The 23,712-nt window shown below is 53.5% G+C and carries 18 protein-coding genes; 2 read left to right on the forward strand and 16 right to left on the reverse strand.

Annotation, left to right across the window (positions count from 1 at the left end):
• Positions 1–18 precede the first annotated feature (18 nt).
• The 9 genes from V9K92_RS11625 to V9K92_RS11665 form a co-directional block, all read right to left on the reverse strand.
• Entirely contained in the window at positions 19–1,137 is a 1,119-nt protein-coding gene (locus V9K92_RS11625) for an ABC transporter ATP-binding protein (protein WP_337354051.1), read from the reverse strand.
• A gap of 4 nt (positions 1,138–1,141) precedes the next feature.
• On the reverse strand, positions 1,142–2,023 hold the full coding sequence (locus V9K92_RS11630; RefSeq protein ID WP_337354052.1) for a carbohydrate ABC transporter permease: 882 nt from the start codon (positions 2,021–2,023) through the stop codon (positions 1,142–1,144).
• Positions 2,020–2,898: an ABC transporter permease subunit gene (locus V9K92_RS11635; RefSeq protein WP_115054673.1), complete on the reverse strand. Its 879-nt coding sequence runs from the start codon at positions 2,896–2,898 to the stop codon at positions 2,020–2,022. Before V9K92_RS11635 ends, V9K92_RS11630 begins: the two co-directional genes overlap by 4 nt.
• A 91-nt stretch (positions 2,899–2,989) precedes the next feature.
• On the reverse strand, positions 2,990–4,237 hold the full coding sequence (locus V9K92_RS11640; RefSeq protein WP_337354053.1) for an ABC transporter substrate-binding protein: 1,248 nt from the start codon (positions 4,235–4,237) through the stop codon (positions 2,990–2,992).
• A gap of 105 nt (positions 4,238–4,342) precedes the next feature.
• Positions 4,343–5,851 carry an aldehyde dehydrogenase family protein gene (locus tag V9K92_RS11645; RefSeq protein WP_337354054.1) on the reverse strand — a complete coding sequence of 503 codons (1,509 nt, stop codon included), beginning with the start codon at positions 5,849–5,851 and terminating at the stop codon, positions 4,343–4,345.
• The gene (locus V9K92_RS11650) at positions 5,851–6,630 is read right to left on the reverse strand and encodes an enoyl-CoA hydratase/isomerase family protein (protein ID WP_115054670.1); all 780 of its coding nucleotides are present in this window, start codon (positions 6,628–6,630) and stop codon (positions 5,851–5,853) included. The genes V9K92_RS11645 and V9K92_RS11650 overlap by 1 nt, the downstream gene beginning before the upstream one ends.
• Positions 6,623–8,224, reverse strand: coding sequence for an acyl CoA:acetate/3-ketoacid CoA transferase (locus tag V9K92_RS11655; RefSeq protein ID WP_115054669.1), 1,602 nt, complete (start codon positions 8,222–8,224; stop codon positions 6,623–6,625). The genes V9K92_RS11650 and V9K92_RS11655 overlap by 8 nt, the downstream gene beginning before the upstream one ends.
• Before the next feature lie 18 nt (positions 8,225–8,242).
• Positions 8,243–9,244, reverse strand: coding sequence for a Gfo/Idh/MocA family protein (locus tag V9K92_RS11660; RefSeq protein ID WP_337354055.1), 1,002 nt, complete (start codon positions 9,242–9,244; stop codon positions 8,243–8,245).
• Positions 9,241–10,278: a LacI family DNA-binding transcriptional regulator gene (locus V9K92_RS11665; RefSeq protein WP_337354056.1), complete on the reverse strand. Its 1,038-nt coding sequence runs from the start codon at positions 10,276–10,278 to the stop codon at positions 9,241–9,243. The genes V9K92_RS11660 and V9K92_RS11665 overlap by 4 nt, the downstream gene beginning before the upstream one ends.
• 258 nt (positions 10,279–10,536) lie before the next feature.
• Between V9K92_RS11665 and V9K92_RS11670 the strand changes: the two genes are divergently transcribed.
• Together V9K92_RS11670 and V9K92_RS11675 are read left to right on the forward strand one after the other, a co-directional pair.
• Positions 10,537–11,700 (forward strand): dihydrodipicolinate synthase family protein, encoded by a 1,164-nt coding sequence (locus V9K92_RS11670; RefSeq protein WP_337354057.1) that lies wholly within the window; start codon positions 10,537–10,539, stop codon positions 11,698–11,700.
• Between the two features lie 247 nt (positions 11,701–11,947).
• Positions 11,948–15,694 (forward strand): autotransporter outer membrane beta-barrel domain-containing protein, encoded by a 3,747-nt coding sequence (locus V9K92_RS11675; RefSeq protein WP_337354058.1) that lies wholly within the window; start codon positions 11,948–11,950, stop codon positions 15,692–15,694.
• Positions 15,695–15,816: 122 nt separating this feature from the next.
• Here the strand turns inward: V9K92_RS11675 and V9K92_RS11680 are convergent, their stop codons facing one another.
• The 7 genes from V9K92_RS11680 to glpD all read right to left on the reverse strand — a co-directional run bounded on the left by V9K92_RS11680 (position 15,817) and on the right by glpD (position 23,650).
• Complete coding sequence (locus tag V9K92_RS11680; protein ID WP_115054663.1) at positions 15,817–17,541, reverse strand: ABC transporter substrate-binding protein; 1,725 nt, start codon at positions 17,539–17,541, stop codon at positions 15,817–15,819.
• A gap of 90 nt (positions 17,542–17,631) precedes the next feature.
• Entirely contained in the window at positions 17,632–18,039 is a 408-nt protein-coding gene (locus V9K92_RS11685) for a DUF2160 family membrane protein (protein WP_115054662.1), read from the reverse strand.
• Entirely contained in the window at positions 18,039–18,857 is an 819-nt protein-coding gene (locus tag V9K92_RS11690) for a carbohydrate ABC transporter permease (protein WP_115054815.1), read from the reverse strand. Before V9K92_RS11690 ends, V9K92_RS11685 begins: the two co-directional genes overlap by 1 nt.
• A 79-nt stretch (positions 18,858–18,936) precedes the next feature.
• Positions 18,937–19,803 (reverse strand): carbohydrate ABC transporter permease, encoded by an 867-nt coding sequence (locus V9K92_RS11695; protein WP_115054661.1) that lies wholly within the window; start codon positions 19,801–19,803, stop codon positions 18,937–18,939.
• Positions 19,804–19,805: 2 nt separating this feature from the next.
• Entirely contained in the window at positions 19,806–20,873 is a 1,068-nt protein-coding gene (locus V9K92_RS11700) for an ABC transporter ATP-binding protein (protein ID WP_307281913.1), read from the reverse strand.
• A gap of 3 nt (positions 20,874–20,876) precedes the next feature.
• Positions 20,877–21,959 carry an ABC transporter ATP-binding protein gene (locus tag V9K92_RS11705; protein WP_115054659.1) on the reverse strand — a complete coding sequence of 361 codons (1,083 nt, stop codon included), beginning with the start codon at positions 21,957–21,959 and terminating at the stop codon, positions 20,877–20,879.
• Between the two features lie 149 nt (positions 21,960–22,108).
• Positions 22,109–23,650 carry a glycerol-3-phosphate dehydrogenase gene (glpD, locus tag V9K92_RS11710; RefSeq protein ID WP_337354059.1) on the reverse strand — a complete coding sequence of 514 codons (1,542 nt, stop codon included), beginning with the start codon at positions 23,648–23,650 and terminating at the stop codon, positions 22,109–22,111.
• Positions 23,651–23,712 lie beyond the last annotated feature (62 nt).

Genomic DNA, 23,712 nt, shown 5'->3' on the forward strand with positions numbered 1-23,712 from the left:
GACCCATCAGCGCCTCAATCAGGCACCGATACGGAGTTGTGATGTTGGGTCAAAGAAAACGGCTTTATCCAAATTAAACGATAGCTGTGTCTTTTGCCCCGGCAGAATACGCGCATCGGCACGTAGACGCGCCACCACTTCCTTACCGCCGAGCTTGGTCACAGCAAAAGTATCGGATCCTGCAGGTTCCACCACTTCGATCAGGCATTCGCCTTCGACCAAAGATGCTGCGTTCCTGTCTGCACCGTCCGGGTCGGTGAGTGCTTCAGGGCGGATGCCGAATACAACCTCCTTGCCATCATAAGTTGCGAGCGCCGCATTGGCCTTTTTGATTGGGAGCCTTAATGGGGCTGCATCCGGACGCTCTAGGGACACATGAAGGTCTGATGCTCCTCCATCAATCTTCGCATGAAGCAAATTCATGGCGGGTGAACCCATGAAATCCGCTACAAAAAGATTGGTCGGATTATTGTAGATTTCCGCTGGCGTTCCGAACTGCTGCAAAATTCCGTCCTTCAGAACGGCGATTTTGGTAGCGAGCGTCATGGCTTCGATCTGGTCGTGGGTGACATAAACAATCGTGGTTTTCATACGCTGATGCAGGCGTTTGATTTCCGTGCGCATATCAACACGCAGCTTGGCATCCAGGTTCGATAGCGGCTCGTCGAAGAGAAACACTTGGGGGTTACGCACAAGCGCCCGCCCCATGGCAACGCGCTGACGTTGACCACCGGAAAGCTGGCTTGGCTTGCGATCGAGCAAATGGCCAATCTGCAACATGTCGGCAACCTGTTTGATTGCCTTTTCGCGCTCGGGCTTCGGAACACCGCGAATTTCCATACCGAAGGCAATATTACCACCAACTGTCATGTTGGGATAAAGCGCATAAGACTGAAAAACCATGGCAATATCGCGCTTGGAGGGATGCAGCCCGCTGATCGACTTTCCCTTAATGGATATGTCGCCCGACGTGATCGGTTCAAGGCCAGCGATGGTATTGAGAAGCGTGGACTTGCCGCAACCGGATGGACCGACGAGAACGAGAAAGCCACCCTCATCAATCTCGATGTTGATATCCTTCAGGATCGGCACATTGCCGTATGATTTATGCAGGTCTTTGATTTGGAGAAATGACATTGAATTATCCCTTCACGGCGCCGGACATGAGGCCGCGGACGAAATAGCGTCCGGAGACGATGTAGACGATGAGAGTTGGCAGCGCAGCGAGAATGGCGCCAGCGAAATGCACGTTATATTCCTTCACACCCGTGGATGAGTTGACAAGATTGTTCAGGGCAACCGTCATGGGCGTGCTGCTGAATCCGGAAAACGACGCACCAAAAAGAAAGTCATTCCAGATATTGGTGAATTGCCAGATCACCGACACAACAATGATCGGGCCAGAGGAAGGCAGCAGAATGCGCCGGAATATCTGGAAAAAGCTCGCGCCATCTATCTGTGCAGCACGCACAAGTTCTGTTGGAAATGCTTCATAATAATTGCGGAAATACAGCGTCGTGAATCCCAGCCCATAAATGACGTGAACAAGAATCAATCCCTGAATAGTGCCCGCCATGTTTAATATGCCGAGGACACGCGCCATCGGAATGAGCACGATTTGAAATGGTATGAAGCAACCGAGGAGCAGCATGCCGAACATTACATTCGAGCCGCGAAACTTCCACTTTGTCAGAACGTAGCCATTCAATGCGCCGAGGATTGTCGAAATCGCAACGGCGGGAACAACCATGATAATCGAATTGATAAAGTAAGGCCGAAGGCCCGTTGGCTGCACGCCGATCTGGGCGGTTGACCAGGCGGACAGCCAAGGCTCGATTGTCCATTCGCGCGGCGGAGACAACATCCCACCCTGCCGGATTTCATCAAGCGTCTTGAGCGAATTTACCACCATCACATATAGCGGCAGGAGGTAGTAAAACGCGAACAACAACAATGCCGCATAAATGAGAATACGCGTAATCTTGCCGCTAGAGATCGCATTATCGGGGCTGGGAGCACTCATTTGTTGCCTCCCCGGATTTCCGAGTAAAGATAGGGAACAATGATCGAAAAGATCATAATCAGCATGATGATTGCCGACGACGCCCCTATGCCCATCGAGTTACGAGTGAATGTATAGGAATACATGAAGGTTGCAGGCAATTCGGTGGCCTGCCCCGGTCCGCCGCCTGTCAATGCTATGACCAGATCGTAAGCCTTGATTGCAAGATGGGCGAGCACGACGAAAGCGGAAAGAAACACGGGGCGCATCAGCGGAATGATGATACGGCGGTAAATCATGCTGGTCGATGCGCCATCGATCTGTGCCGCCTTGATGATTTCATTATCAACACCGCGTAGCCCTGCAAGGAACATGGCCATGACAAAGCCTGACGATTGCCACACAGCTGCAATGACAACCGTATAGATCGCCATCTTTGAATCCTTGATCCAGTTGAAGGAAAAACTCGCCCAGCCCCATTGATGCATGGTGTTTTCAAGCCCGATGCCCGGATCGAGGAACCATTTCCATGCAACGCCGGTCACAATGAAGGATAGCGCCATGGGATAGAGATAAATCGGGCGCAGGAAACCTTCAATGCGGATTTTCTGATCCAGCAGAATAGCCAAACCAAGCCCGATAACCGTGCAAATAATAATGTACAAGGAGGCGAAAATGCCGAGATTGGTGATGGCGCGCCACCAATGCGGCAGGGCCCACAATTTGCGGTAATTTTCCAAACCGACGAATCCATAAGTGGGCAGCATTTTGCTGTCCGTAAAGGACAAGACGCCCGTATAGGCAATGAACCCATAGACGAAAATCAATATGATCAGGAAGCTCGGTCCTAATACCAGCTTCGGTATAAGGTCCTGTATGCGGCTGCGGGTATCCATAGCCTCACCCCTTCAATTAAGTATTATTATCGCTGCCGCGCAATTGCGGAAAACTGTTCGGGGCGAAATCGCCCCGAACAGAGATGTATGCTCACTTGGCAGCGTCAACGGCTGCAACAAGTTCCTTGACAGCATCTTCAGACGACAGATCGCCGTTGAACTGGCGTGTTACCACGTCATAAATCGCATTCTTCACGGCAGCCGGGTTGGCATGGCCGTGAGCCATCGAACCATAGAGCGTGCCCGCCTTGTTGGCTTCGGCAAGATCCTTGATCGCCTTCTTGCCGCAAGCATCAAAGTCTGTGTCCGGAACATCGGTACGGGCAGGAGCAGAACCCTTGACCACGTTGAACGCTGACTGGAAGACAGGGTTTTCGATTGCCGAAGCCATAACGAGCTGGGGCTTGGCCTTTTCTTCACTGACCTTAAACATTGCAAACTGGTCAGAGTTGAATGTCACAGACCCTTGGGTGCCGGGGAAGCGCATGCAAACAAAGTCCTTGCCTGGCTCCTTCTTGGCTTTGACAAATTCACCCTTTGCCCAGTCACCCATGAACTGAAGGCCGGCCTTGTTCTCGATGATCATGGCGGACGCAAGATTCCAGTCGCGACCGGAGAAATTATCGTCCACGTAGCTGCGCAGCTTGGTCATGCGGTCGAAAGCTTCCTTCATTTTCTCGCCGCCGAGAGCAGCCGGATCAAGATCGATGAATGCGGCCTTGTAGAAGTCATTGCCGAGCGACAGAACGACAGCATCGAAAATCGTCGCGTCCTGCCAAGGCTGACCACCATGAGCGACTGGTGTAATGCCCTGCTCCTTGAATTTGTCGAGAAGAGCAATCAACTCGTCCCAGTTTGCAGGTTCCTTGCCACCGGCCTTGTCCAGCGCTGCCTTATTGATCCAGATCCAGTTGGTCGAATGCACATTTACCGGGGCTGCAATCCAATGGCCGTCATATTTCGAGAACTTCTGCAGAGCTGTCGGGATTACATCGTCCCATTTTTCTTTCGCTGCAACTTCATCGAGATTGCCCAGCGCGCCTTGCTTTGCCCAATCGAGAATGTCAAAACCCAGCATCTGCACCGCTGTGGGAGCATTTCCCGCTGTGACGCGAGCACGAAGAACTGTCATGGCTTCTGTACCGCCACCGCCAGAGACAGGCATATCAGACCAGCTGATACCCTTGCCTTCCAAATCCTTCTTCAGCACTTCCAGTGCTGTCGCTTCACCACCGGATGTCCACCAGTGCAGAACCTCAACGTTTTCAGCAGCGCGAGCTGCTGTTGTAACACCCATCAGCATGGCTGCTGCGGCAACAGTATTCATCAACTTTTTCATTTAGTCCTCCCGTGAGAAAAAAGAGATAAAAATCCAACAAACCGACTGAAGTTCCCCCAAGTCCGGAACATTCATACAGCATGCAGAATGGCTCTTACAATCGATTTAATTGGTCGACCATACTACTTTCCTACTACCTATATGCATGTTCAATGTCTTGGTTTCCGTGTAGTCCTCGACGGCATGCCGCCCGAGTTCCCGGCCAAGGCCGGATTGCTTGTATCCCCCAAATGGCAGCTCCGATGCGCCATCCATGAAGGTGTTCATCCATACCGTACCCGCCCGCACCCGGCGTCCCACGCTCAGGCAGGTGTCGAAGTCTCGACTCCAGACGCCTGCGGACAGCCCATAGTCAATGGAATTGGCTATACGAACCGCGTCGTCCAAAGTATCGAATGTCAGAACTGATAAAACGGGCCCGAAAACCTCCTCGCGCGCAACTGCCATTTCGGGCTTCACCGCAGAGAGAATTGTCGGCGACATGAATTGCCCCATACCCAGGTTTAGCGGCTCGCCGCCGTGGCTGATATCTGCTCCTGACGAGGCGGCATTGCGAACATAATCATTGATTTTCGTCAGGTGTTCAGGCGTGATAATGGCCCCAACCTTAGTGTTAGGATCAAGCGGATCGCCGACTTTCACGCGAGCGGACAAAGCCGCGACGCGGGCCACAACGTCATCCGCGATGTCCCGATGGACAATCAGGCGCGACCCGGCATTGCAACACTCACCTGCGTTGAAATAAGCCCCAAAGACAGCCGCATCGATAAAGTCATCCAGATTTGCATCGGGGAATACGATCTGGGGATTCTTGCCGCCCAGCTCCAGCGATACTTTTTTCAAAGTCTGTGCAGCATTCGCCATCGTTAGCCTGCCAACCCCGGTCGAGCCGGTGAAGGAAACCATGTCGACATGGGGGTGCGTCGTCATCGGCGCGCCAACTTCAGGACCTGTTCCGACAATTATATTGACAACACCCGAAGGAACGCCTGCTTCCATCAATATTTCGCCAAGCAGCAAAGTTGAACCCGATGTGAGTTCCGATGGCTTGACCACTGCGGTGCAGCCCGCAGCAAGCGCAAATGGCAGTTTTTGACTGACGATCAGGAATGGAAAGTTCCAAGGCGTAATGATGGAGACAACGCCAATAGCCTCGCGCAGGACAACGCCCAATGTTCCGTCACCAAGTGTGTTGTAGCTTTCGCCATGAAGATCACGACCAAGTGCAGCAGCATAACGCCAGATATCCACTGCACCGCCAAGCTCGGCATTTGCCTGACTTATCGGTTTTCCTGACTCAATGCAGTCAAGATAAGCAAGCTCGTCGGCACGGGCAGCGATGAGATCGGCTGCTTTAAGCAATATATTAGAGCGTTCTGCGCCCGTCATATACGGCCATGGGCCAGTATCAAACGCAGAGCGCGCGGCAGCGATTGCGCGCTCTGCGTCAACTTTCGTACCCGCCTGATACCGTGAGACCACAACGCCATGTCCCGGACTTTTGCGCTCAATAACATCGCCCGCAGCGCCATTGGTCCATCTGCCATCAATCAGCATCTGGAATTCACGCACTTTGAAATTTTCAAGTGCTTGTGGACGTACCAGAACTGTCATTACCATTCTCCTTTGAACGCGGGCTCACGCTTTTCGGTAAATGCCGAAACACCTTCCTTCAGGTCCGCTGTCTTTGCTACGAGGATCGAGCCTAGGGCTTCGACCGCTGTTCCATTGTCTTCGCCATTGGCAGAAGCGATCATGAGTTTTGCCACTTCGATGGCGGATGGTCCGCGTTTGGCAATGCGTTCTGCATAAGCCCTGGCGGTATCGAGCGCAGTGCCTGTTTCAACCACATGATCGACAAGCCCTAGGGCGTGTCCTTCGTCAGCACTGAAAACCTCGCCACCCAAAGCCATCCGCCGCACAGCCTGCGCGCCAAACCGCAATGTGAGGCGCTGCGTGCCCGACCAGCCGGGGATCATTCCCAAGCCAGTTTCCGGTAGACCAAGCTTGATATGCGTTTCTGCAATACGGATATCCGCAACCGCAGCAAGCTCGAGCCCGCCACCCAGTGCATGCCCGTTAAGCGCTGCAATCAGCGGCATCCGCAAAGTCGCAAGGCGCTCGAAAACGCGATGACCAAAACGGACCCAGGCATGTCCGAATTCATTTGGCGTCATTGCTGCCCAAGCCTTGATATCACCGCCAGCGGAAAACGCTTTTCCCTCTCCTGTCAGGACTGCGACACGTACCCGGCCATCAGCTTCAACTGTGTCACAAGCCGCGCTCAACTCCTTCAACATGTCGATGTCCAGAGCGTTCAGTTTTTCGGGCCGCGCAATGGTTATGATTGCGACATGACCGTCAATTGAAACGTGGATACGAGCCTCAGTCATGGAGTGTCCTCGGCTTTTTCTGTGGCAGTTTCAGACCAAATGGCTCCGAGGCAAACAGATGGGCGTCCATTAGTTTCAGATCGCGCGCAACAACCAGCGGGAAATCGGATTGATCGAGAATATGCGCTTGCAGATCGATCCCCGGCGCGATTTCCGTCAAAACCAGGCCTTCTGGCCGTAGAACCATAACGCAGCGTTCTGTCACGTAAGTGATGTCCTGACCCTGTTCTATCGCCCGGCGGCCGGAGAAGGTGACATGTTCGACTTCGTTGACAAGCTTTTTAAGCTTGCCTTCCTTCTCGATAACAAGTTTGCCGTTTTCGATATGGACTTTCGCACCGGCATTAAACATGCCCGAGAAGACAATCTTCTTTGCCCTTGCCGTGATATCGACAAAGCCTCCGGCACCCGCCGTAACGTGAGGACGGAAACTGAGCTTTGAAACATTGACCGACCCGGACTTGTCGATTTCCAGAAAAGAAAGAAGCGATGCATCGAAGCCCGCGCCTTGGAAATAGGTAAATTGGTGCGGTGAAGGAACAAAAGCTTCGGCATTGGATGCACAACCGAATGCGAAGTCCAGCAGCGGGATGCCACCGACCGGCCCTTGCTCGATCACCCAAGTGACAGTGCCATGCAGGCCTTCTTCAAGCAGAATGCGAGGCACATTTGCTGAAATACCGAAACCGAGATTAACGGCGCTGCCTGCCTCCAATTCGCAGGCAACCCGGCGTGCAATCACTTTTTGAATGCCGAAATCAGCGAGGGCAAAATCCTCAAGCGGATGAGAAATTTCTCCGGAAATTGCCGGATCGTAAATGGTTTGCGTGGTTTGTTTCTGATCTGGATCTACAATAATATAATCGACCAGAATGCCGGGCACGCGCACATCATGCGGCTTCAAGGACCCGCTTTTGGTAATTCGCTTTACCTGCGCAATAATAATTCCGCCGTTGTTGCGCGCGGCCAATGCTTGATCAAAACCACCAAGATAGGCGCCCTCATGTTCGTAAGTCAGATTGCCGCGCTCATCGGCAGTCGTGGCACGAATGATAGCAACCTGCGGAATAACAGGCTTAAAGAACAACCATTCCTCACCCTCGAAATTAACCTTCCGGACGAGTGCTTCTTTCGCGGCTGAGGCATTCATAGCGCAGCCCTGCCGGTCCGGATCGACAAATGTATCCAAACCAATCTTGGTCAATACGCCCGGACGTTTGGCGGCGGCTTCGCGATGCATATCAAACAGAATGCCGGACGGAACATTATAGGCCGCAACCTCATCATTACCGATCATTTGCCAGATCAAGGGCGGTTCAGAAGATGAAGGCCCCGACGGATAGGAACCACCGATAATCTTTTTCAGCAGCCCCTTCTTCGCAATGTAATCGACGCCCTTAATGCCACTCATATCACCGGCTGCGATTGGGTGCAGCGTGGTGAGGTCGCGCGGATGCCCCGTTGCATCGAAACGGGCACCAATTGCCTTTAGCATCAGATCTGGACAGCCGAGACCACTTGATGAAGATACCGAGACAACGGCTCCATCAGGGATGAGTTCTGCAGCCTGTTCTGGCGTTATGTGCTTGTTCATACTTCTTTTTCGTTCTTCTCAAAGACCAGGATCAATTGGTTGGGTCACCCCGGTTTTCGCCGCTTCCGCTACAGCCAGACCCGCAGCCAGCGACCAAAGTCCATCTTCGCCGTCTGCTGCCGGTTTGCCGTTTCCGGCTATTGCTGCGTGAAATTTGGCGATGCCAGTTTCGTAAAGGTTTTGGTGATCGAGTTTTAATTCGAATTCGCCATCGGCATTACGCAATGTCACGATGCCGACGGGCTTTTGCGACATCACATTACGGCCAACGAGAGATCCTTCAGTGCCATGCACCTCGAATCCGGTATCGGCGTATTTGGTTGTGAACCCGTCATGAAGCATGGCGATCAAGCCGGATTTGAAGCGCATGACGCCCATCACGGCATCAGCAAGATCAGCCTTAGCCAAACCGCTTTGTTGAGTGGAAGCAATGACTTCTACCGGATCATCGCCCAAAACATAACGCAACGTATCCGTATCGTGTACGGTGATGTCGAGGATGACTCCACCACCCGCATCCGGGCGATCAAGTCGCCAGCCCTGCAAATGCGGCGGCAAGTAAACAGCGTGAAATACCCTCGCTGCCAGTGGCTTGCCGATCTTGCCGGCGGCAATCGCATCACGCATGGCTGTATGGGTCGCGGCATTGCGCAGATGATGGTTGGTGGCGAAGACAACATTCGCAGCTTTGCACGCGGCCACCATCGCCTTCGCATCGTCCAGACTGGTCGCCAAAGGCTTCTCGCAAAGCACATGTTTTCCGGCCTTTGCCGAAGCCAGAACCTGATCTTTGTGCAGCTCGTTGGTAGTGGAAATATAAACGGCATCAATGGATTGTCCGCTCAGTAATTCGTCCAGCGCCGTAACCGAATGAGCAATGCCATGATCGGCGGCATATTTTGCACCGCGCTCGGCATTGGCGCTCATGACTGAAACGATCTCGCCGCCATTGGCGCGGATTGCATCGATCACCCATTCATGCGCAATCGTGCTGGCCCCGATCAATCCCCAACGTATCACGCCATTTCCTCCAATTGCTTTACAGGTGCACCGCAGCTCTGGCGAACGACGAGCCGTACCGAAGTCGTGATCGCCTCCTGATCCCGTTGCCCCGAATTGATTTGCTTGAGCAGCAGCTGGGCTGCTCGCTGGCCCATTCCCTGAGGATCAACAGATACAGTTGTCAGTGCCGGCACCGCAGTCTTTGCCTCGATCACATCATCGAAGCCTATGATTGCAAAGGATTTTCCAGGCTCAAGGCCATGGGCTCGCAGTCCATCGCAAACACCAAAAGCCACAGCATCATTCAAGCATAGTGCTGCTGTTGGGCGCTCTGGAATAGTCATTAGACGCTCCAATGCGACGACTCCGCCAGCGCGTGAAGGCGCCGAATGAATGGTGTATTTTTCTTCCGCGGCGATGCCCGCATCCTGCAACGCATCGCGATATCCGCGAAGCCGTTCGCCAAACACGGCTGTATCCTGGAAGCCGCCCATGAAGGCGACCCGGGAATGTCCCAGCGAGATCAAATGGCGCACAGCCGCTTTTGCACCGGCATAATTATCGGACAGAAGTGTCGATACTTTTGCGCCGGGCAGATTACGCACAACGACCACAACCGGAATGTCGCCGCCCACTAATGCTTTGATATCACTAGCTTCTGTTCCCCGCGCCGGTGACAGGATCAACCCTGCAATACCGTTCTCCCGCATGGAAGCGATGACCTCGCGTTGGCGGTCGACGCTCTCGCCGCTATGGGCAAGGAACTGAACATAACCAGCCGATTGAACCACCATATCCATCCCGACGGCCAGTTCGGCGAAGAAACTATTGGTCAAATCATTGACGACAATGCCGACGATTTTCGATTTGGACTGACGAAGATTGGCGGCGCCGCGATTATAAATATAGCCAAGCTCCTTGATGTGAGCATTGACCTTTTCACGGGTAGCCTCGCTGACGAGAGGGCTTTTCTGGAGAACCAACGACACAGTGGATTTCGACACACCAGCGGCGCGCGCAATATCCACGATGCTTGTTCTGGTCCGGTTCAAAAGCATATCCTCCAACCCATGCGGTATATAATTGGAACGTTCCAAAAAGGTCAAGTGAATATTTAACACAACCTAACACGCCAATTATTCCATTTATGGTAGAAATTTTTGGGGAATTTTCGTGCATTCTTCGGCAAAAATCCGGAGCTTTTTGGCTATACTCTCCCATTACACGCCGACCTTCATCCAATTTCCATTTATTGCTTGTATTTTGGATCGTTCCAAAATATTTGTGACTTGTTCGATGGGAGCCAAGCAATGACCCACACCTTGAAGTTGCCAGATCAGGATAGTGCAATCTGCGATTACAAGCTGATAGGCACCCCAATTGCCTTTCCAGCCAGCCCGCCAGTCTTCAATCGCATTGCATACGCAGCTGCGCATATTGTCTCTGATCCGCTTCGGGATTCGACACCTTGGGGTTCGCCAGCCATTGATTGGGATGCAACCTTGGCGTTTCGTCACCACCTCTGGTCACTTGGTTTCAAGATTGCAGAGGCGATGGATACAGCGCAGCGCGGCATGGGGGTCGATTGGCCAGTTGCACGCGAATTGATCCGCCGGTCACTGGCAGAGTCGCGCACTGTTCCGGGTGCTGATCTTGCCTGCGGTGCCGGTACAGATCAGCTTGCACCCGAAAACGCCAAGACGCTTCAGGACGTCATCGACGCCTACGAAACCCAGATTGATTTTATTGAGGCTGAAGGTGGACGCGCAGTAATGATGGCCAGCAGAGCGCTGGCCCGCATAGCTCGCTCAGCGGAAGACTATCGCGCTGTCTATGGAAATATTCTCGCGCAGACGCGTGAGAAAGTCGTGCTGCATTGGCTGGGTGACATGTTTGATCCACAACTTGCCGGTTATTGGGGTTCCTCCTCTTTCGACAAGGCGCTGGAGACAGTGCTCGCGATTATCAATGACAATAGAGACAAGGTCGAAGGCATCAAGATTTCCCTCCTCGACAATGCCAGCGAGATCGAACTGCGCAAACGCCTGCCGGAAGGCGTTCTCTGCTTCACCGGCGATGACTTCAACTATGCGGAACTGATAGAAGGTGATGGGGAACGCTACAGCCATGCTTTGCTCGGCATTTTTGATGCGGTAGCCCCCTCGGCCTCCAAAGCGCTAGCTCATCTCGCCAAAGGTGAAACACAGGCATTCCGTTCAATCATTGAGCCTACTGTTCCGCTCTCGCGCAAGATTTTCGAAGCCCCCACACAATATTACAAAGCCGGCGTTGTATTCCTCGCCTGGCTCAACGGCCACCAGCCACATTTCATCATGCCCGCAGGTATGCAATCGGCACGCGGCATTGGTCACTATGCGGATATTTTCCGTCTCGCCGATCAGGCAAACGTTCTGGACAAGCCTGATTTAGCAGTGGCCCGCATGACGAGCCTGATGCAGGTCTACGGATTGTAAAAATGGGATAACGACCATCTAAGCCAAAAAGGGCATTGATTTTTGTAATGTTATTTAATAACTAAACGCTTTTCCTATAGACGGCACGGCGGATTCTCTGCCCAAGCATCGTCAATTTTCGTCAGCTCTTTCCAATCCAAAGGAGGTCGACGCGCTGATCCATTTGCGCAGTAAAGGCACGTGCTGGAGTACGTTTAACCATCCGTCCCAAGTTTATTTTAAATTTTGCATATTTCCGGAGTTCATTATGAAGATCGACTTTTTGAGCAATTCAAACCGCTCACCGCTTTCGTCCCATAGTTCTTACGTTCCGTCGAAGAGAACAGGCCATCTCAAGTTTTGGAAGGCCGCAAAATTAGCATCAATTGCCGGGATCGCTTGCTTTTGCCTCAATCCTCTCGCCCAGGCAGACCCTGCCCCAGTCGTAAGTGTGGTCGGTAAACAAGGAGACAACGGTCATGTAGGAGATGATAGCCATGATGACAAAGAGGAGCTTGGCGGAACCGGAGGATCAGGCGGTGTGGGCGGTGTTGGCATAACCATTTTGCAATCAAACGATCCGACCTATAATGGCAATGTTATCGGGGGTAATGGTGGCATAGGTGGGCAAGGTGGCAAAAAACACCATATCCACACGAAAGAGGAAGCTGGCCACTCCGGAAAACACCTTGAAATGAGAGGTGGCTCAGGCGGTTACGGCGGAGTAGGCGGACTAGGCATTTTCGTGAAGAGGGACGAATTGACTTTTCACGGGACCGCAACCGGCGGAACTGGTGGAAAAGGTGGCTCAGGCGGCGAAGGTATGGAAGTCGATGGTGATGCTATTACATCAACCGCTCCTACCAATGATCCCTCTAATATTCCGGGCGAAAAACAATATTCCTCTGCAGAGGAACACAATGGCGGAGACGGCGGAAAAGGCGGAGACGGTGGCGTCGGCATTTATGCAAAAAAGCTGGAAAATAGCGGCACAATTATCGGCGGCACAGGCGGCTTAGGCGGTGATGCGGGCTATGGCAACAATGGCATCGGTGCTCATGGGCAAGGCGGCAAAGGTGGCATCGGTGCCAGCGTTGGTGATCTGCTTAATAAAGGAAAGATTCAAGGTGGCATTGGCGGTAGTGGTGCCGGAAAACCAAAATATGGCCTCGGGGGTAATGGTGGAACAGGTGTCCTTGGCCGCAGGGACAGTATTATAGTTAATGATCAAGACATTCTGGGGGGCATTGGCGCGCAAGGTGATTCAAGCATGGCCTCTGGCGATGGCGGCGCTGGCATGGAAACGATGTCCGGAAGTCAAGTTACCAATAATGGTACTATCCGGGGTGGTGACGGCGATGCCAACACTCAGGGAAGAGGTGGTATAGGCGTATCTCTTATAGGAACTCTTATTAATAACGGAACCATAAGTGGTGGTGACGGCGGTAAAATACGCTCGCTTGTGAAAACACCGGACATGCCCGAAGCGATCAGGGGGACAGACAGCCTTGGGGTCAATGTTGGCAAGGGTTCTGGTAGTACGATCATCAATAATGGCACTATCACCGGCGGTTTTGGCCCGGACAACCAACAAGGCGAGGCCATACAGTTTTCCGAAAAGGCCGAGGACGGCGTACTTATTCTACATGCCAAATCAAATATTATTGGTAACGTAATAGCCAAAAAATCGATCAGTTTGAAACTAGGCGGTACGCAAGCAGCAAGCTTCGATGTCTCCAAAATTGGCCGCGCAGCGCAGTATCGCGGTTTCGGCGCATTTTCGAAAATTGATAGCGGAACCTGGACACTTGAGGGTGAAACAGACGCTGTTATGCCTTGGGCAGTCTCCGGGGGTACGCTTGCAATTTCTTCGAAACGAGGTCTTGGCGACGACAAGGGGCAACTCAATTTAGACGGCGGCACTTTGAAAACGATAAAGGAGATGGAACTGACAAAGTCTGTTCTTCTCTCCGACAAGGGCGGAACAATCGAAAATGAAAAGGCCCTCACCCTTTCCGGCCCTATTCTTCAATCTGGCCCCTTTACAAAGACGGGTGCAGGTCGTCTCGCACTGCTTGCGAAGAACACCTATAAGGGCGAGACAATTGTTGATAGCGGCGAATTAAATATCGCGGCAGGAGCGGCAATTACCTCCAACACCACTGTCAAAAGATTGGGGCGTCTGTCTGTAGATGGCACAGCGCAAGATGTGACGCTGGACAGTGGCTCCCGCATTTCCGGTGTCGGAACAATAGGTGATCTGACTGTAAAGTCCGGCGCAACGGTTTCGCCGGGCAATTCGGTTGGCACGCTTCATCTTGGCAAGGATGTCACTTTTAACAAGAGCAGCATTTTTGACGTCGAAATCAAACATGATTTTTCTCAAGCGGATCAATTGTCGGTTCAAGGTTCGGCAAAACTTCTTGGCGGTGTGGTCGACATACGGCTTGAAAATGATTTAGCAGTTCTAACTGAGGATATGGGCAAGAGCTTGCTCTCAAAAAGCTATAACATCCTCGTTGCAGCCAACGGTGTTACGGGCCAGTTTGACGGCGTCTTGTCGCGCTATAATTACATTAACCCGAAATTGAACTATGCCGCGACCCAGGTGGTACTCGGTTTTGAACTCGCGCCGACTGTAAAGAGCGCAAAAACTCAAGATCTGGAGAAACAGCTGGCAGAGCTTGAGGTTGAGAGCGCTGGCATTGCTGCTGATGCGGATGCCAAGCCATTGGCAACGCCAGAGGCAGAGGCGTCTCGCTTCGTCGCCGAAGAGCAATTGGTCCAACTTGAAGTCAAAAAGCAGGTTTTGGAAACAGACCTTCAAAAAGCAAAGTTGGAAACCTTTTTGTCTGCGGATTTCCTCGCCGCAGGTGTTGCAACATCCAACCAGAAAAACCTTTGGGCAGGCGTTCAATCCCTCGGCATGGATAATAACAGGCCGCTGGAGGAAGTTTTGAAATCCACCAGCGACAATCCGCTGAATTTCGATGCCCTCTCCGGCGAGGTTCATGCCACGCTTTCCGGTGTTCTGGCGCAGGACAATCACTTCATTTCCGATGCGGCGACTTCGCGCTTGCGCAATGGCTTTGGCGGGGTGGCAGGCAAGGCGCAGGCCGTTACCACACCATTGGCCTATGGTGCTGAGACCAAGGCAAAGCAGAGCAATGCCTTTGCTGCAGTTGAACCTGCCGCTGCATCCACGGCGCTTTGGGGTGAGGCCTATGGCGCATGGGCGCATGCGGATGGCAATGGCAATGCTGCCGGCTATAGTCGCAACACGGGCGGGTTCATCACTGGCATGGATGGCGTGATTGCCGAAGATTGGCGGCTTGGTGTTCTGGCCGGTTATGGCAGCACATCGCTGCATGGCAATGGCAAGGCATCGGTGGAGTACTATCAGGTGGGTGTCTATGGCGGCACCAAGCTTGATGCGCTCGGGCTTCGCTTTGGCGTCAATCTTGGCCAGCATGAGATCGAGACCAAGCGGAGCGCCGCGTTCGGCGGGCTGAATGAGGAGCATGAGGCTTCCTATGATGCGCGTTCCATGCAGGTCTTCGGGGAACTCGGCTATCAGCTCGATACGCCCTATGCGGCGCTCGAACCCTTTGCGGCGGCACGCCATGTCCATGTCAAAACCGATGGCTTTGGCGAAGATGGCGCAACCAGCAATCTGACCGGTGCAGCATCAAGCACCGATCTGACGGTGACAACGCTGGGTCTGCGTGCCTCGCGCCAGTTGGCGTTGGGTGAAAGCACGACCCTGACGGCGCGCGCCATGCTGGGCTGGAACCATGGCTTTGGCGATGTGACGCCGCAGGCAAGCCTTGCCTTCAACGGCGGGCAGGGCTTTACGGTTGAAGGCACCGGCATTGCCAAGGATGCCGCTCTCATCGAGGCGGGATTGGACTTCGGCATTGGCAAGGCCACCAGCATCGGTGTCAGCTATACCGGCCAGTTCTCCAGCCAGTCCCATGACAATGCCATCAAGGCCGATCTGAGCGTGCGGTTTTAGGAGCGATAACAAGGGGGCGGCAGATGATGCCATCCTTGTTGCTTCTATTCTAGGGCAATCGCAATATACCAAAGAAAAAGGGCGGCGCCGAAGCGCCGCCCCCTCCCCTCAATGCCTCAAGCTTACTTGTTCCAGCTCTTGACCAGTTCGTCATAATTGATGGTCTGGGGCTTTTCTTTTTCGTTTTCGATCTTCAACTGTGGTGCGAGGTGGCCATTCTTGACCGCATCGGCATTCCAGTAGGCAAGATCATGTTCTTCAGCCATTTTCGGTCCAATATCGCCCTGAATGCCAGCGCGTTCCAGACGTTCCATGACCTTTTCCTGCTCGGCGCAAAGTGAGTCCATCGCTTCCTGTGCAGTCTTGGCACCGGAGGATGCATCGCCGATTGCCTGCCACCATAGCTGAGCCAGCTTTGGATAGTCAGGAACGTTGGTGCCGGTTGGCGACCACTGAACACGGGCAGGCGAACGATAGAACTCGATCAGACCACCAAGCTCCGGAGCGCGCTTGGTGAAGCTTTCATGCTGGATGGAGCTTTCGCGGATCAAGGTCAGACCTACATGGCTCTTCTTGACGTCCACAGTCTTTGATGTGACGAACTGGGCGTAGAGCCAAGCTGCCTTGGCGCGATCATCCGGTGTCGACTTCAGCAAGGTCCAGGAACCCACATCCTGATAACCAAGCTTCATGCCGTCTTTCCAGTAAACGCCATGTGGCGAAGGAGCCATGCGCCATTTCGGCGTGCCATCATCATTCATGACCGGCAGGCCCTTTTTGACCATGTCGGCAGTGAAGGCCGTGTACCAGAATATCTGCTGGGCAACATTGCCCTGTGCAGGAACGGGACCGGATTCCGAGAAGGTCATGCCCTGCGCTTCCGGCGGTGCATAGGCCTTCATCCAGTCAAGATATTTCTGGATGGAATAGACGGAAGCCGGGCCGTTGGTATCACCGCCGCGCGCAACGCAGGAGCCGACCGGCTGTGACTTTTCGTTGACCTTGATGCCCCATTCATCGACGGGCAAACCGTTTGGAAGACCCTTGTCACCATTGCCTGCCATGGAGAGCCAGGCATCGGTGAAGCGCCAACCGAGCGATGGGTCCTTCTTGCCATAGTCCATGTGACCATAGACTTTCTTGCCGTCGATCTCGCGACCGGTGAAGAATTCGGCAATGTCTTCATAGGCTGACCAATTGACCGGCACACCGAGGTCATAACCATACTTCGCCTTGAAGTCGGCCTTGTTCTTTTCGTCGTTGAACCAGTCATAGCGGAACCAATAAAGGTTCGCGAACTGCTGGTCCGGCAACTGATACAGCTTGCCATCAGGAGCAGTCGTGAACTTGGTGCCGATAAAGTCAGCCAGATCAAGACCAGGATTGGTAACGTCCTTGCCTTCATTGGCCATCCAGTCGGTCAGGCTGCGCGCCTGCTGGTAGCGCCAATGCGTGCCGATCAGATCGCTATCATTGACGTAAGCATCATAGACGTTTTCGCCGGACTGCATTTGTGTCTGCAGCTTCTCAACGACATCGCCTTCACCGATGAGATCATGGGTGATCTTGATGCCGGTAATATCAGTGAATGCTTTAGCTAGAGTTTTGGACTCATATTCATGGGTGGTAATCGTTTCCGAAACCACCTTGATATCCATGCCTGCGAAAGGCTTTGCAGCATCGATAAACCACTGCATTTCCTTTTCCTGCGCCGCCCGATCAAGGGTCGACATATCGCCGATTTCCTTGTCGAGAAAAGCTTTGGCTTCGTCCATGCCCGCATAGGCACTTCCCGCCCCCAATAGCAGCGCAAGTGCTGTTGTTGTCGTTAGAATTCGCGTTCGCATTTCAGTCCTCCCAGAGTTGCGATTTGCAGGTGTTGAATGACTGGCGATGCCAGACCTTCAATTTAGGGCATCGGATTTCAGTCCGATGCTTTAGACAAAGCGGAATACGCCAATGGCGTAGACCACAGAGATTGCTAGAGCCCACCAGATATTCGGGCCAACGAGACCGAGCCAGGCGAGGTGGATAAAAGCACTGCCGAGCAGCGACACGAAAAGCCTGTCGCCGCGCGTGGTTTCAAAGCGCAATATGCCGATGCGCGGATTGCCGCCCGGCGAGGCATATTCCCAGACCGCCATCAGCGATATGAGCGCAAAGATGGTCAGGAAAAACAGCGCTGTCGGAAATGTCCAGGCCATCCAGCCGCCACCTGCAAGTGCTCCGAACCAATCCCGCGCACCGCTTTTCAACGGCACAGCTGTGACAAGCAGGCCCGCTAAGATTGCATAGACCGCAAGAACAGCGAGAAGCGCCAGAGGCCAACGCCGTGTGTTTTCCATTACACCCTCCCCAGGGCAAAGCCCTTGGCGATATAGTTGCGGACGAAGTAGATCACGATGGCGCCGGGAATGATGGTCAAGACGCCGGCCGCAGCCAGCACGCCCCAATCCATGCCCGACGCAGAAACCGTGCGCGTCATGATAGCAGCGATTGGTTTTGCCGCAGTCGTCGTCAACGTGCGGGCAATAAGCAATTCCACCCATGAGAACATGAAGCAGAAGAAGGCAGCAACGCCGATGCCGCTTGCGATCAGCGGAATGAATATCTTCACGAAGAAGCGCGGAAAGGAATAGCCGTCAATATAGGCGGTCTCGTCGATTTCCTTTGGCACGCCCGACATGAAGCCTTCCAGAATCCACACAGCCAGCGGCACGTTGAACAGACAATGCGCCAGAGCAACGGCGATATGCGTATCGATCAAGCCGAAGGCCGAATAAAGCTGGAAGAATGGCAGCGCAAAAACAGCTGGCGGTGCCATGCGATTGGTCAAAAGCCAGAAGAACAAATGCTTGTCGCCGAGGAAGCGATAACGCGAGAAGGCGTAGGCCGCAGGCAAGGCGACCAGCACCGAAATCACTGTGTTCATGCCCACATAAATGATCGAGTTGATATAACCCTTATACCATGAGGGATCCGTGAAGATGACCGCATAGTTCCGCAAGGTCGGACTTTGCGGCCAAAGGGAAAAGTTTCCCAAAATCTCCTGATTGGTTTTGAAGCTCATATTGATGAGCCAATAGATCGGCAGCATCAGGAAAAAGATGTAAAGCGTCGGGATCAACCACCAGAATTTCGATTCATCCCCGCGCTTGCGCATGCGGCGGGCAAGAGCCTTATCCATTCTGGCCTGTTCAGGGCTGACACTAACTGCGGTACGGGCGACAGATTCTGACATCTCAGCGCTCCGCATCATAATTGGTCATGACGGTGTAGAACACCCATGACATCAGGAGGATAATAAGGAAGTAGATGAGCGACATGGCTGCCGCCGGTCCAAGATCGAACTGGCCAACCGCCATCTTGACCAGATCAATGGACAGGAAAGTGGTCGAGTTGCCGGGACCACCACCTGTGACGACGAAGGGTTCGGTATAGATCATGAAACTGTCCATGAAGCGCAGCAGAACGGCGATCAAAAGCACACGGTTCATCTTTGGCAACTGAATGTAGCGAAACACTGCCCAGCGCGATGCACCATCAATCTTTGCCGCCTGATAAAAGGCATCGGGGATCGAAACCAGCCCGGCATAGCACAGCAGCACGACCAAGCTGGTCCAGTGCCAGACATCCATAATGATGACCGTGAACCAAGCATGCAGCGGATTCTGCACATAATTATAGTTGATCCCGAGGCGTTCCAGCGTATGGCCGAGCAAGCCGATATCAACACGCCCGAACACCTGCCAGATCGTACCAACCACATTCCACGGAATAAGCAACGGCAAAGCCATCAGCACGAGACAAACCGGAACACCCCAGCCCTTGCGCGGCATATTCAGCGCAATGACGATCCCCAGCGGAATCTCGATGAGAAGGATAATGAACGAGAAGAAGAGGTTGCGACCAAGAGCCGAATGGAAGCGCTCGGAAGTGAGCATTTCCGTGAACCATTCTGTGCCGGCCCAGAAGAACTGGTTATTGCCGAACGTATCCTGCACTGAATAATTGACCACGGTCATCAGCGGGATAACTGCCGAGAAAGCCACGAGCAGCAAAACCGGCAGGACCATAAACCAGGCTTTATTGTTCCAGGTTTTTTCCATGATTATAACCCTCCCACGCGCCAGCTATCGGCATAGATATTTATGCCCTTCGGGTCGAAGGTGATGTGCGGATCGGCAGGGATATCCTCGCCTTCGCCAACGATGACGGCAATGTCCTGATTTTCAAGTCGGGTACGCACGATCTTGTGTCGTCCAATATCTTCCACTTTGGCAATTTTTACCGGCATGCCGGAACGACCGATGCGGATATATTCCGGGCGGATACCAAGCTCGATTTTCTTCGCATCGGCGGGGGTAACAGGTGTAGGAAGTTGTATTGCGTGCGCACCAATTTGCGCCATTCCGCCTGCAAGCTTGACCGGCATGACATTCATGCCTGGCGAGCCGATGAAATAACCAACGAAGGTATGCTTTGGCCGCTCGAACAATTCTTCTGGCGTACCGATCTGCACGATCTCGCCATCATACATGACGACGACTTTCTGGGCGAAAGTCAGCGCTTCCGTCTGATCATGTGTGACATAAACCATTGTATAGCCAAAACGCTGATGCAGCTGCTTCAGCTGTGAGCGAAGAACCCATTTCATATGGGGGTCAATCACGGTCAGCGGCTCATCGAAAAGGATAGCGTTCACATCAGACCGGACAAGGCCGCGACCGAGCGATATCTTCTGCTTCTGATCCGCCGTCAGACCACGGGCTTTCTTGCCGGACCAGCTCGCAAGATCGATCATCTCCAGCGTCTCGCGCACCTTGACGTCGATCTCGGATTCCGCAACGCCGCGATTGCGCAGGGGGAAGGCAAGATTATCGTAAACCGTCATGGTGTCGTAGATGACCGGGAACTGGAACACCTGTGCGATGTTGCGTTCCTGCGTCGAAAGATTGGTGACATCCTGACCGTTGAACAGCAATTGTCCATGGGACGGATGGATCAGGCCTGAAATGATGTTGAGCAGCGTGGTCTTGCCGCAACCGGAAGGTCCCAGCAGCGCATAGGCACCGCCATCTTCCCAGCTGTGGTGGACCTCGCGCAGCGCATAGTCCTTATCCGACTTCGGATTAGGACCGTAGGCGTGGCGGATATGGTTGAGATCGATACGTGCCATTATCTATGCCGCCAATTTCTGCTGGCGGCGAATGGAATTGCCGCTGCCATCGAAGATCATCAGGTTGCGCGGGTCGATGAAAATGTCGATTTCTTCATCGGGCGTGTAAATGTGGATGCCGTGAGCGAGCATTGTCCAGCGCGCATCGGCGAAGGACAGATGGACGAAGCTTTCCGAACCGGTAATTTCAGTGGCTGTCACGCGGGCCTTCAATCCGATTTCATCGGCACTGCCGCGAACCGTATTGATGTGGTGCGGCTGGAAGCCGATCGTATAGGTGCCGTCAGCGATATCGGTCAGATGCGACGGGATCGGCAGGGTAACGCCGCCTTCCAGCTGGAATGCCTTGCCGAACTTTGCCAAGGCAATTGTGTTCAGCGGCGGGTCGGCGAAGGTCTGCGCCGTGATAAGATCATCCGGTTTGCGGAACACATCAATTGTGGAACCAAACTGCGTTACCCGCCCCTCGGAGAGGGTTGCCGTGCTGCCGCCGAGCAGCAAGGCTTCATGCGGCTCAGTGGTCGCATAAACAAAGATCGTGCCGGATTCGGCAAAGATGCGTGGCAATTCCTGACGCAGCTCTTCGCGCAGCTTATAGTCAAGATTGGCCAAAGGCTCATCGAGCAGCACCAGCTTGGCGTTTTTGACGATGGCCCGCGCAAGCGCGGTGCGCTGCTGCTGGCCGCCGGACAGGCTAAGCGGCGTGCGGTCGAGATAGGGCGTAAGCTTGAGGATTTCAGCGGCCTTGCGCACTTCGCGATCAATAGTTGCCTTGTCAGCACCGGCAACACGCATTGGCGAAGCAATGTTCTCATAGACCGTAAAGGCCGGATAATTGATAAACTGCTGATAGACCATGGCAACCGAGCGCTTTTGAACCGGAACGCCCGTCACATCCTGACCATCGAACCAGACAGAGCCGGAAGTTGGCACGTCGAGACCTGCCATGATGCGCATGAGGCTGGTTTTGCCGGACAGAGTGGGTCCAAGCAACACATTCAGCGTCGCATGTTCCAAAGTCAGCGATATATCGCTGAGGTGGAGCTTGCCGCTCACCATTTTGGATACATTTCGCAATTCCAGCATTACTTCTCCTCCCGAAGCACTTCCACCCAAACAGAAACGGGAAGCGCTCTAACTCTTTGCCTTTACGCAATTCCGGACGGAAAACCGGTTCCCACCTTCCTGGAATTGCTCTTGAGCCAATGCGCGTTTACCGCGCCTCAGCAGTATATTTATTCTGCAGCCATGGCGCGCCGCCTGTCGACTGCACCTTCCATGAATTGATCGAGAGCAGCCGCTTCATCAGCGCTCAGATGCAAGCCTCTTTTGGTCCTGCGCCACAGCACATCCTGCGCGGTAAGCGCCCATTCATGCTCAATTTGATAGCGTATTTCCGCCTCGTAAAGATCCGATCCAAAATGCTTACCCAAATCGCCGAGCGATTTTGCATTTCCAAGCAGCACACGTGCCTTGGTGCCATAAAGCCGGAAAAGCCGATGTGCATGGGCAGCTGTCAGAAACGGATAGTCAGACTTCAATATCTGCAATTCACTGTCGAATGCGTTTACTGCGAAATTCCCGCCGGGCAGCGTACCGGTTGCCGTCCATGGCTTACCACGCTTGCCAAGCTGGTCTTCAATCTTTTCAAGCATATGCTCGGACAGGCGCCGATATGTGGTGATCTTGCCACCAAAAATGTTCAGGATCGGCGCCCGGCCTTCCGGAGCGTCAGTTTTCAATACGTAATCGCGCGTTGCTTCCTGCGCCTTGGACGCACCATCATCATAAAGCGGACGCACGCCCGAATAGGTCCAGACCACATCTTCGCGCTTCACCGGCTCGACAAAATATTCGCTGGCCGCCGCACAAAGATAATCAATTTCGGTATCGCTGATTTTCACGTCCGCCGGATTGCCGTGATAATCCTGATCGGTTGTACCAATCAGCGTGAAATCCTGCTCATAGGGAATGGCGAAGATAATACGCCCATCTGTATTCTGGAAAAAATAGGCCCGTGGATCGTCGAACTTTTTCTTTACGACGATATGGCTGCCCTGCACCAGGCGTACATTATGCGCATCATTGCTGCCCACTACGCCGGTCAGAACTTCATCAACCCAAGGTCCGGCAGCATTGACGACGAGCTTTGCCTGCACATCTTCCTTGGCGCCGGTCAAAGTATCCTGCAATGTCAGCGTCCAATGATCGGCACCGCGCATCGCACTTACAACTTTTGTCCGCGTGCGGATGACCGCACCTCGATCGGCGGCATCGCGGGCGTTGAGCGCCACGAAGCGCGCATCATTAACCCAGCAATCGGAATATTCGAAAGCCTTGGTATAAAGCGACTTCAGCGGCTTTGCGGCCGGATCGCGCGTCATATCCAGAGTACGGGTTACCGGAAGCTTCTTGCGTCCGCCAATGTGATCATAAAGGAAAAGACCAAGCCGCAGCAGCCATGCCGGACGCAGGCCTTTATGATGCGGAAGCACGAAACGCATGGGCCAGATAATATGCGGCGCGCAGGCCCAGAGAACTTCACGCTCCATCAACGATTCGCGCACAAGGCGGAATTCATAATGTTCGAGATAACGCAAACCACCGTGGATAAGCTTTGTCGAACCGGAGGAGGTGCCGCTGGCAAGGTCGTTCATCTCGGCAAGGAAAACCGAATAGCCGCGGCCCACAGCGTCACGCGCAATGCCGCAGCCATTAATGCCGCCGCCTATAACGAAGATATCGTAAACCTGACCCTTCAATTTCCCCACCCTCATTTCGCAACGCACCATCTCTTCGCATATGCGAAATGAAAAAGCTATAATTGCGAAAGCAATAC

Source organism: Phyllobacterium sp. CCNWLW109 (assembly GCF_037203905.1).
In the GTDB taxonomy this organism is placed as follows: domain Bacteria; phylum Pseudomonadota; class Alphaproteobacteria; order Rhizobiales; family Rhizobiaceae; genus Phyllobacterium; species Phyllobacterium ifriqiyense.

Bases quoted from the DNA above. Each gene is read 5' to 3' on its own strand.
- V9K92_RS11625 (WP_337354051.1), bottom strand. From the start codon at position 1,137: ATGTCATTTCTCCAAATCAAAGACCTGCATAAATCATACGGCAATGTG.
- V9K92_RS11630 (WP_337354052.1), bottom strand. From the start codon at position 2,023: ATGAGTGCTCCCAGCCCCGATAATGCGATCTCTAGCGGCAAGATTACG.
- V9K92_RS11635 (WP_115054673.1), bottom strand. From the start codon at position 2,898: ATGGATACCCGCAGCCGCATACAGGACCTTATACCGAAGCTGGTATTA.
- V9K92_RS11640 (WP_337354053.1), bottom strand. From the start codon at position 4,237: ATGAAAAAGTTGATGAATACTGTTGCCGCAGCAGCCATGCTGATGGGT.
- V9K92_RS11645 (WP_337354054.1), bottom strand. From the start codon at position 5,851: ATGACAGTTCTGGTACGTCCACAAGCACTTGAAAATTTCAAAGTGCGT.
- V9K92_RS11650 (WP_115054670.1), bottom strand. From the start codon at position 6,630: ATGACTGAGGCTCGTATCCACGTTTCAATTGACGGTCATGTCGCAATC.
- V9K92_RS11655 (WP_115054669.1), bottom strand. From the start codon at position 8,224: ATGAACAAGCACATAACGCCAGAACAGGCTGCAGAACTCATCCCTGAT.
- V9K92_RS11670 (WP_337354057.1), top strand. From the start codon at position 10,537: ATGACCCACACCTTGAAGTTGCCAGATCAGGATAGTGCAATCTGCGAT.
- V9K92_RS11675 (WP_337354058.1), top strand. From the start codon at position 11,948: ATGAAGATCGACTTTTTGAGCAATTCAAACCGCTCACCGCTTTCGTCC.
- V9K92_RS11680 (WP_115054663.1), bottom strand. From the start codon at position 17,541: ATGCGAACGCGAATTCTAACGACAACAACAGCACTTGCGCTGCTATTG.
- V9K92_RS11685 (WP_115054662.1), bottom strand. From the start codon at position 18,039: ATGGAAAACACACGGCGTTGGCCTCTGGCGCTTCTCGCTGTTCTTGCG.
- V9K92_RS11690 (WP_115054815.1), bottom strand. From the start codon at position 18,857: ATGCGCAAGCGCGGGGATGAATCGAAATTCTGGTGGTTGATCCCGACG.
- V9K92_RS11695 (WP_115054661.1), bottom strand. From the start codon at position 19,803: ATGGAAAAAACCTGGAACAATAAAGCCTGGTTTATGGTCCTGCCGGTT.
- V9K92_RS11700 (WP_307281913.1), bottom strand. From the start codon at position 20,873: ATGGCACGTATCGATCTCAACCATATCCGCCACGCCTACGGTCCTAAT.
- V9K92_RS11705 (WP_115054659.1), bottom strand. From the start codon at position 21,959: ATGCTGGAATTGCGAAATGTATCCAAAATGGTGAGCGGCAAGCTCCAC.
- glpD (WP_337354059.1), bottom strand. From the start codon at position 23,650: ATGAGGGTGGGGAAATTGAAGGGTCAGGTTTACGATATCTTCGTTATA.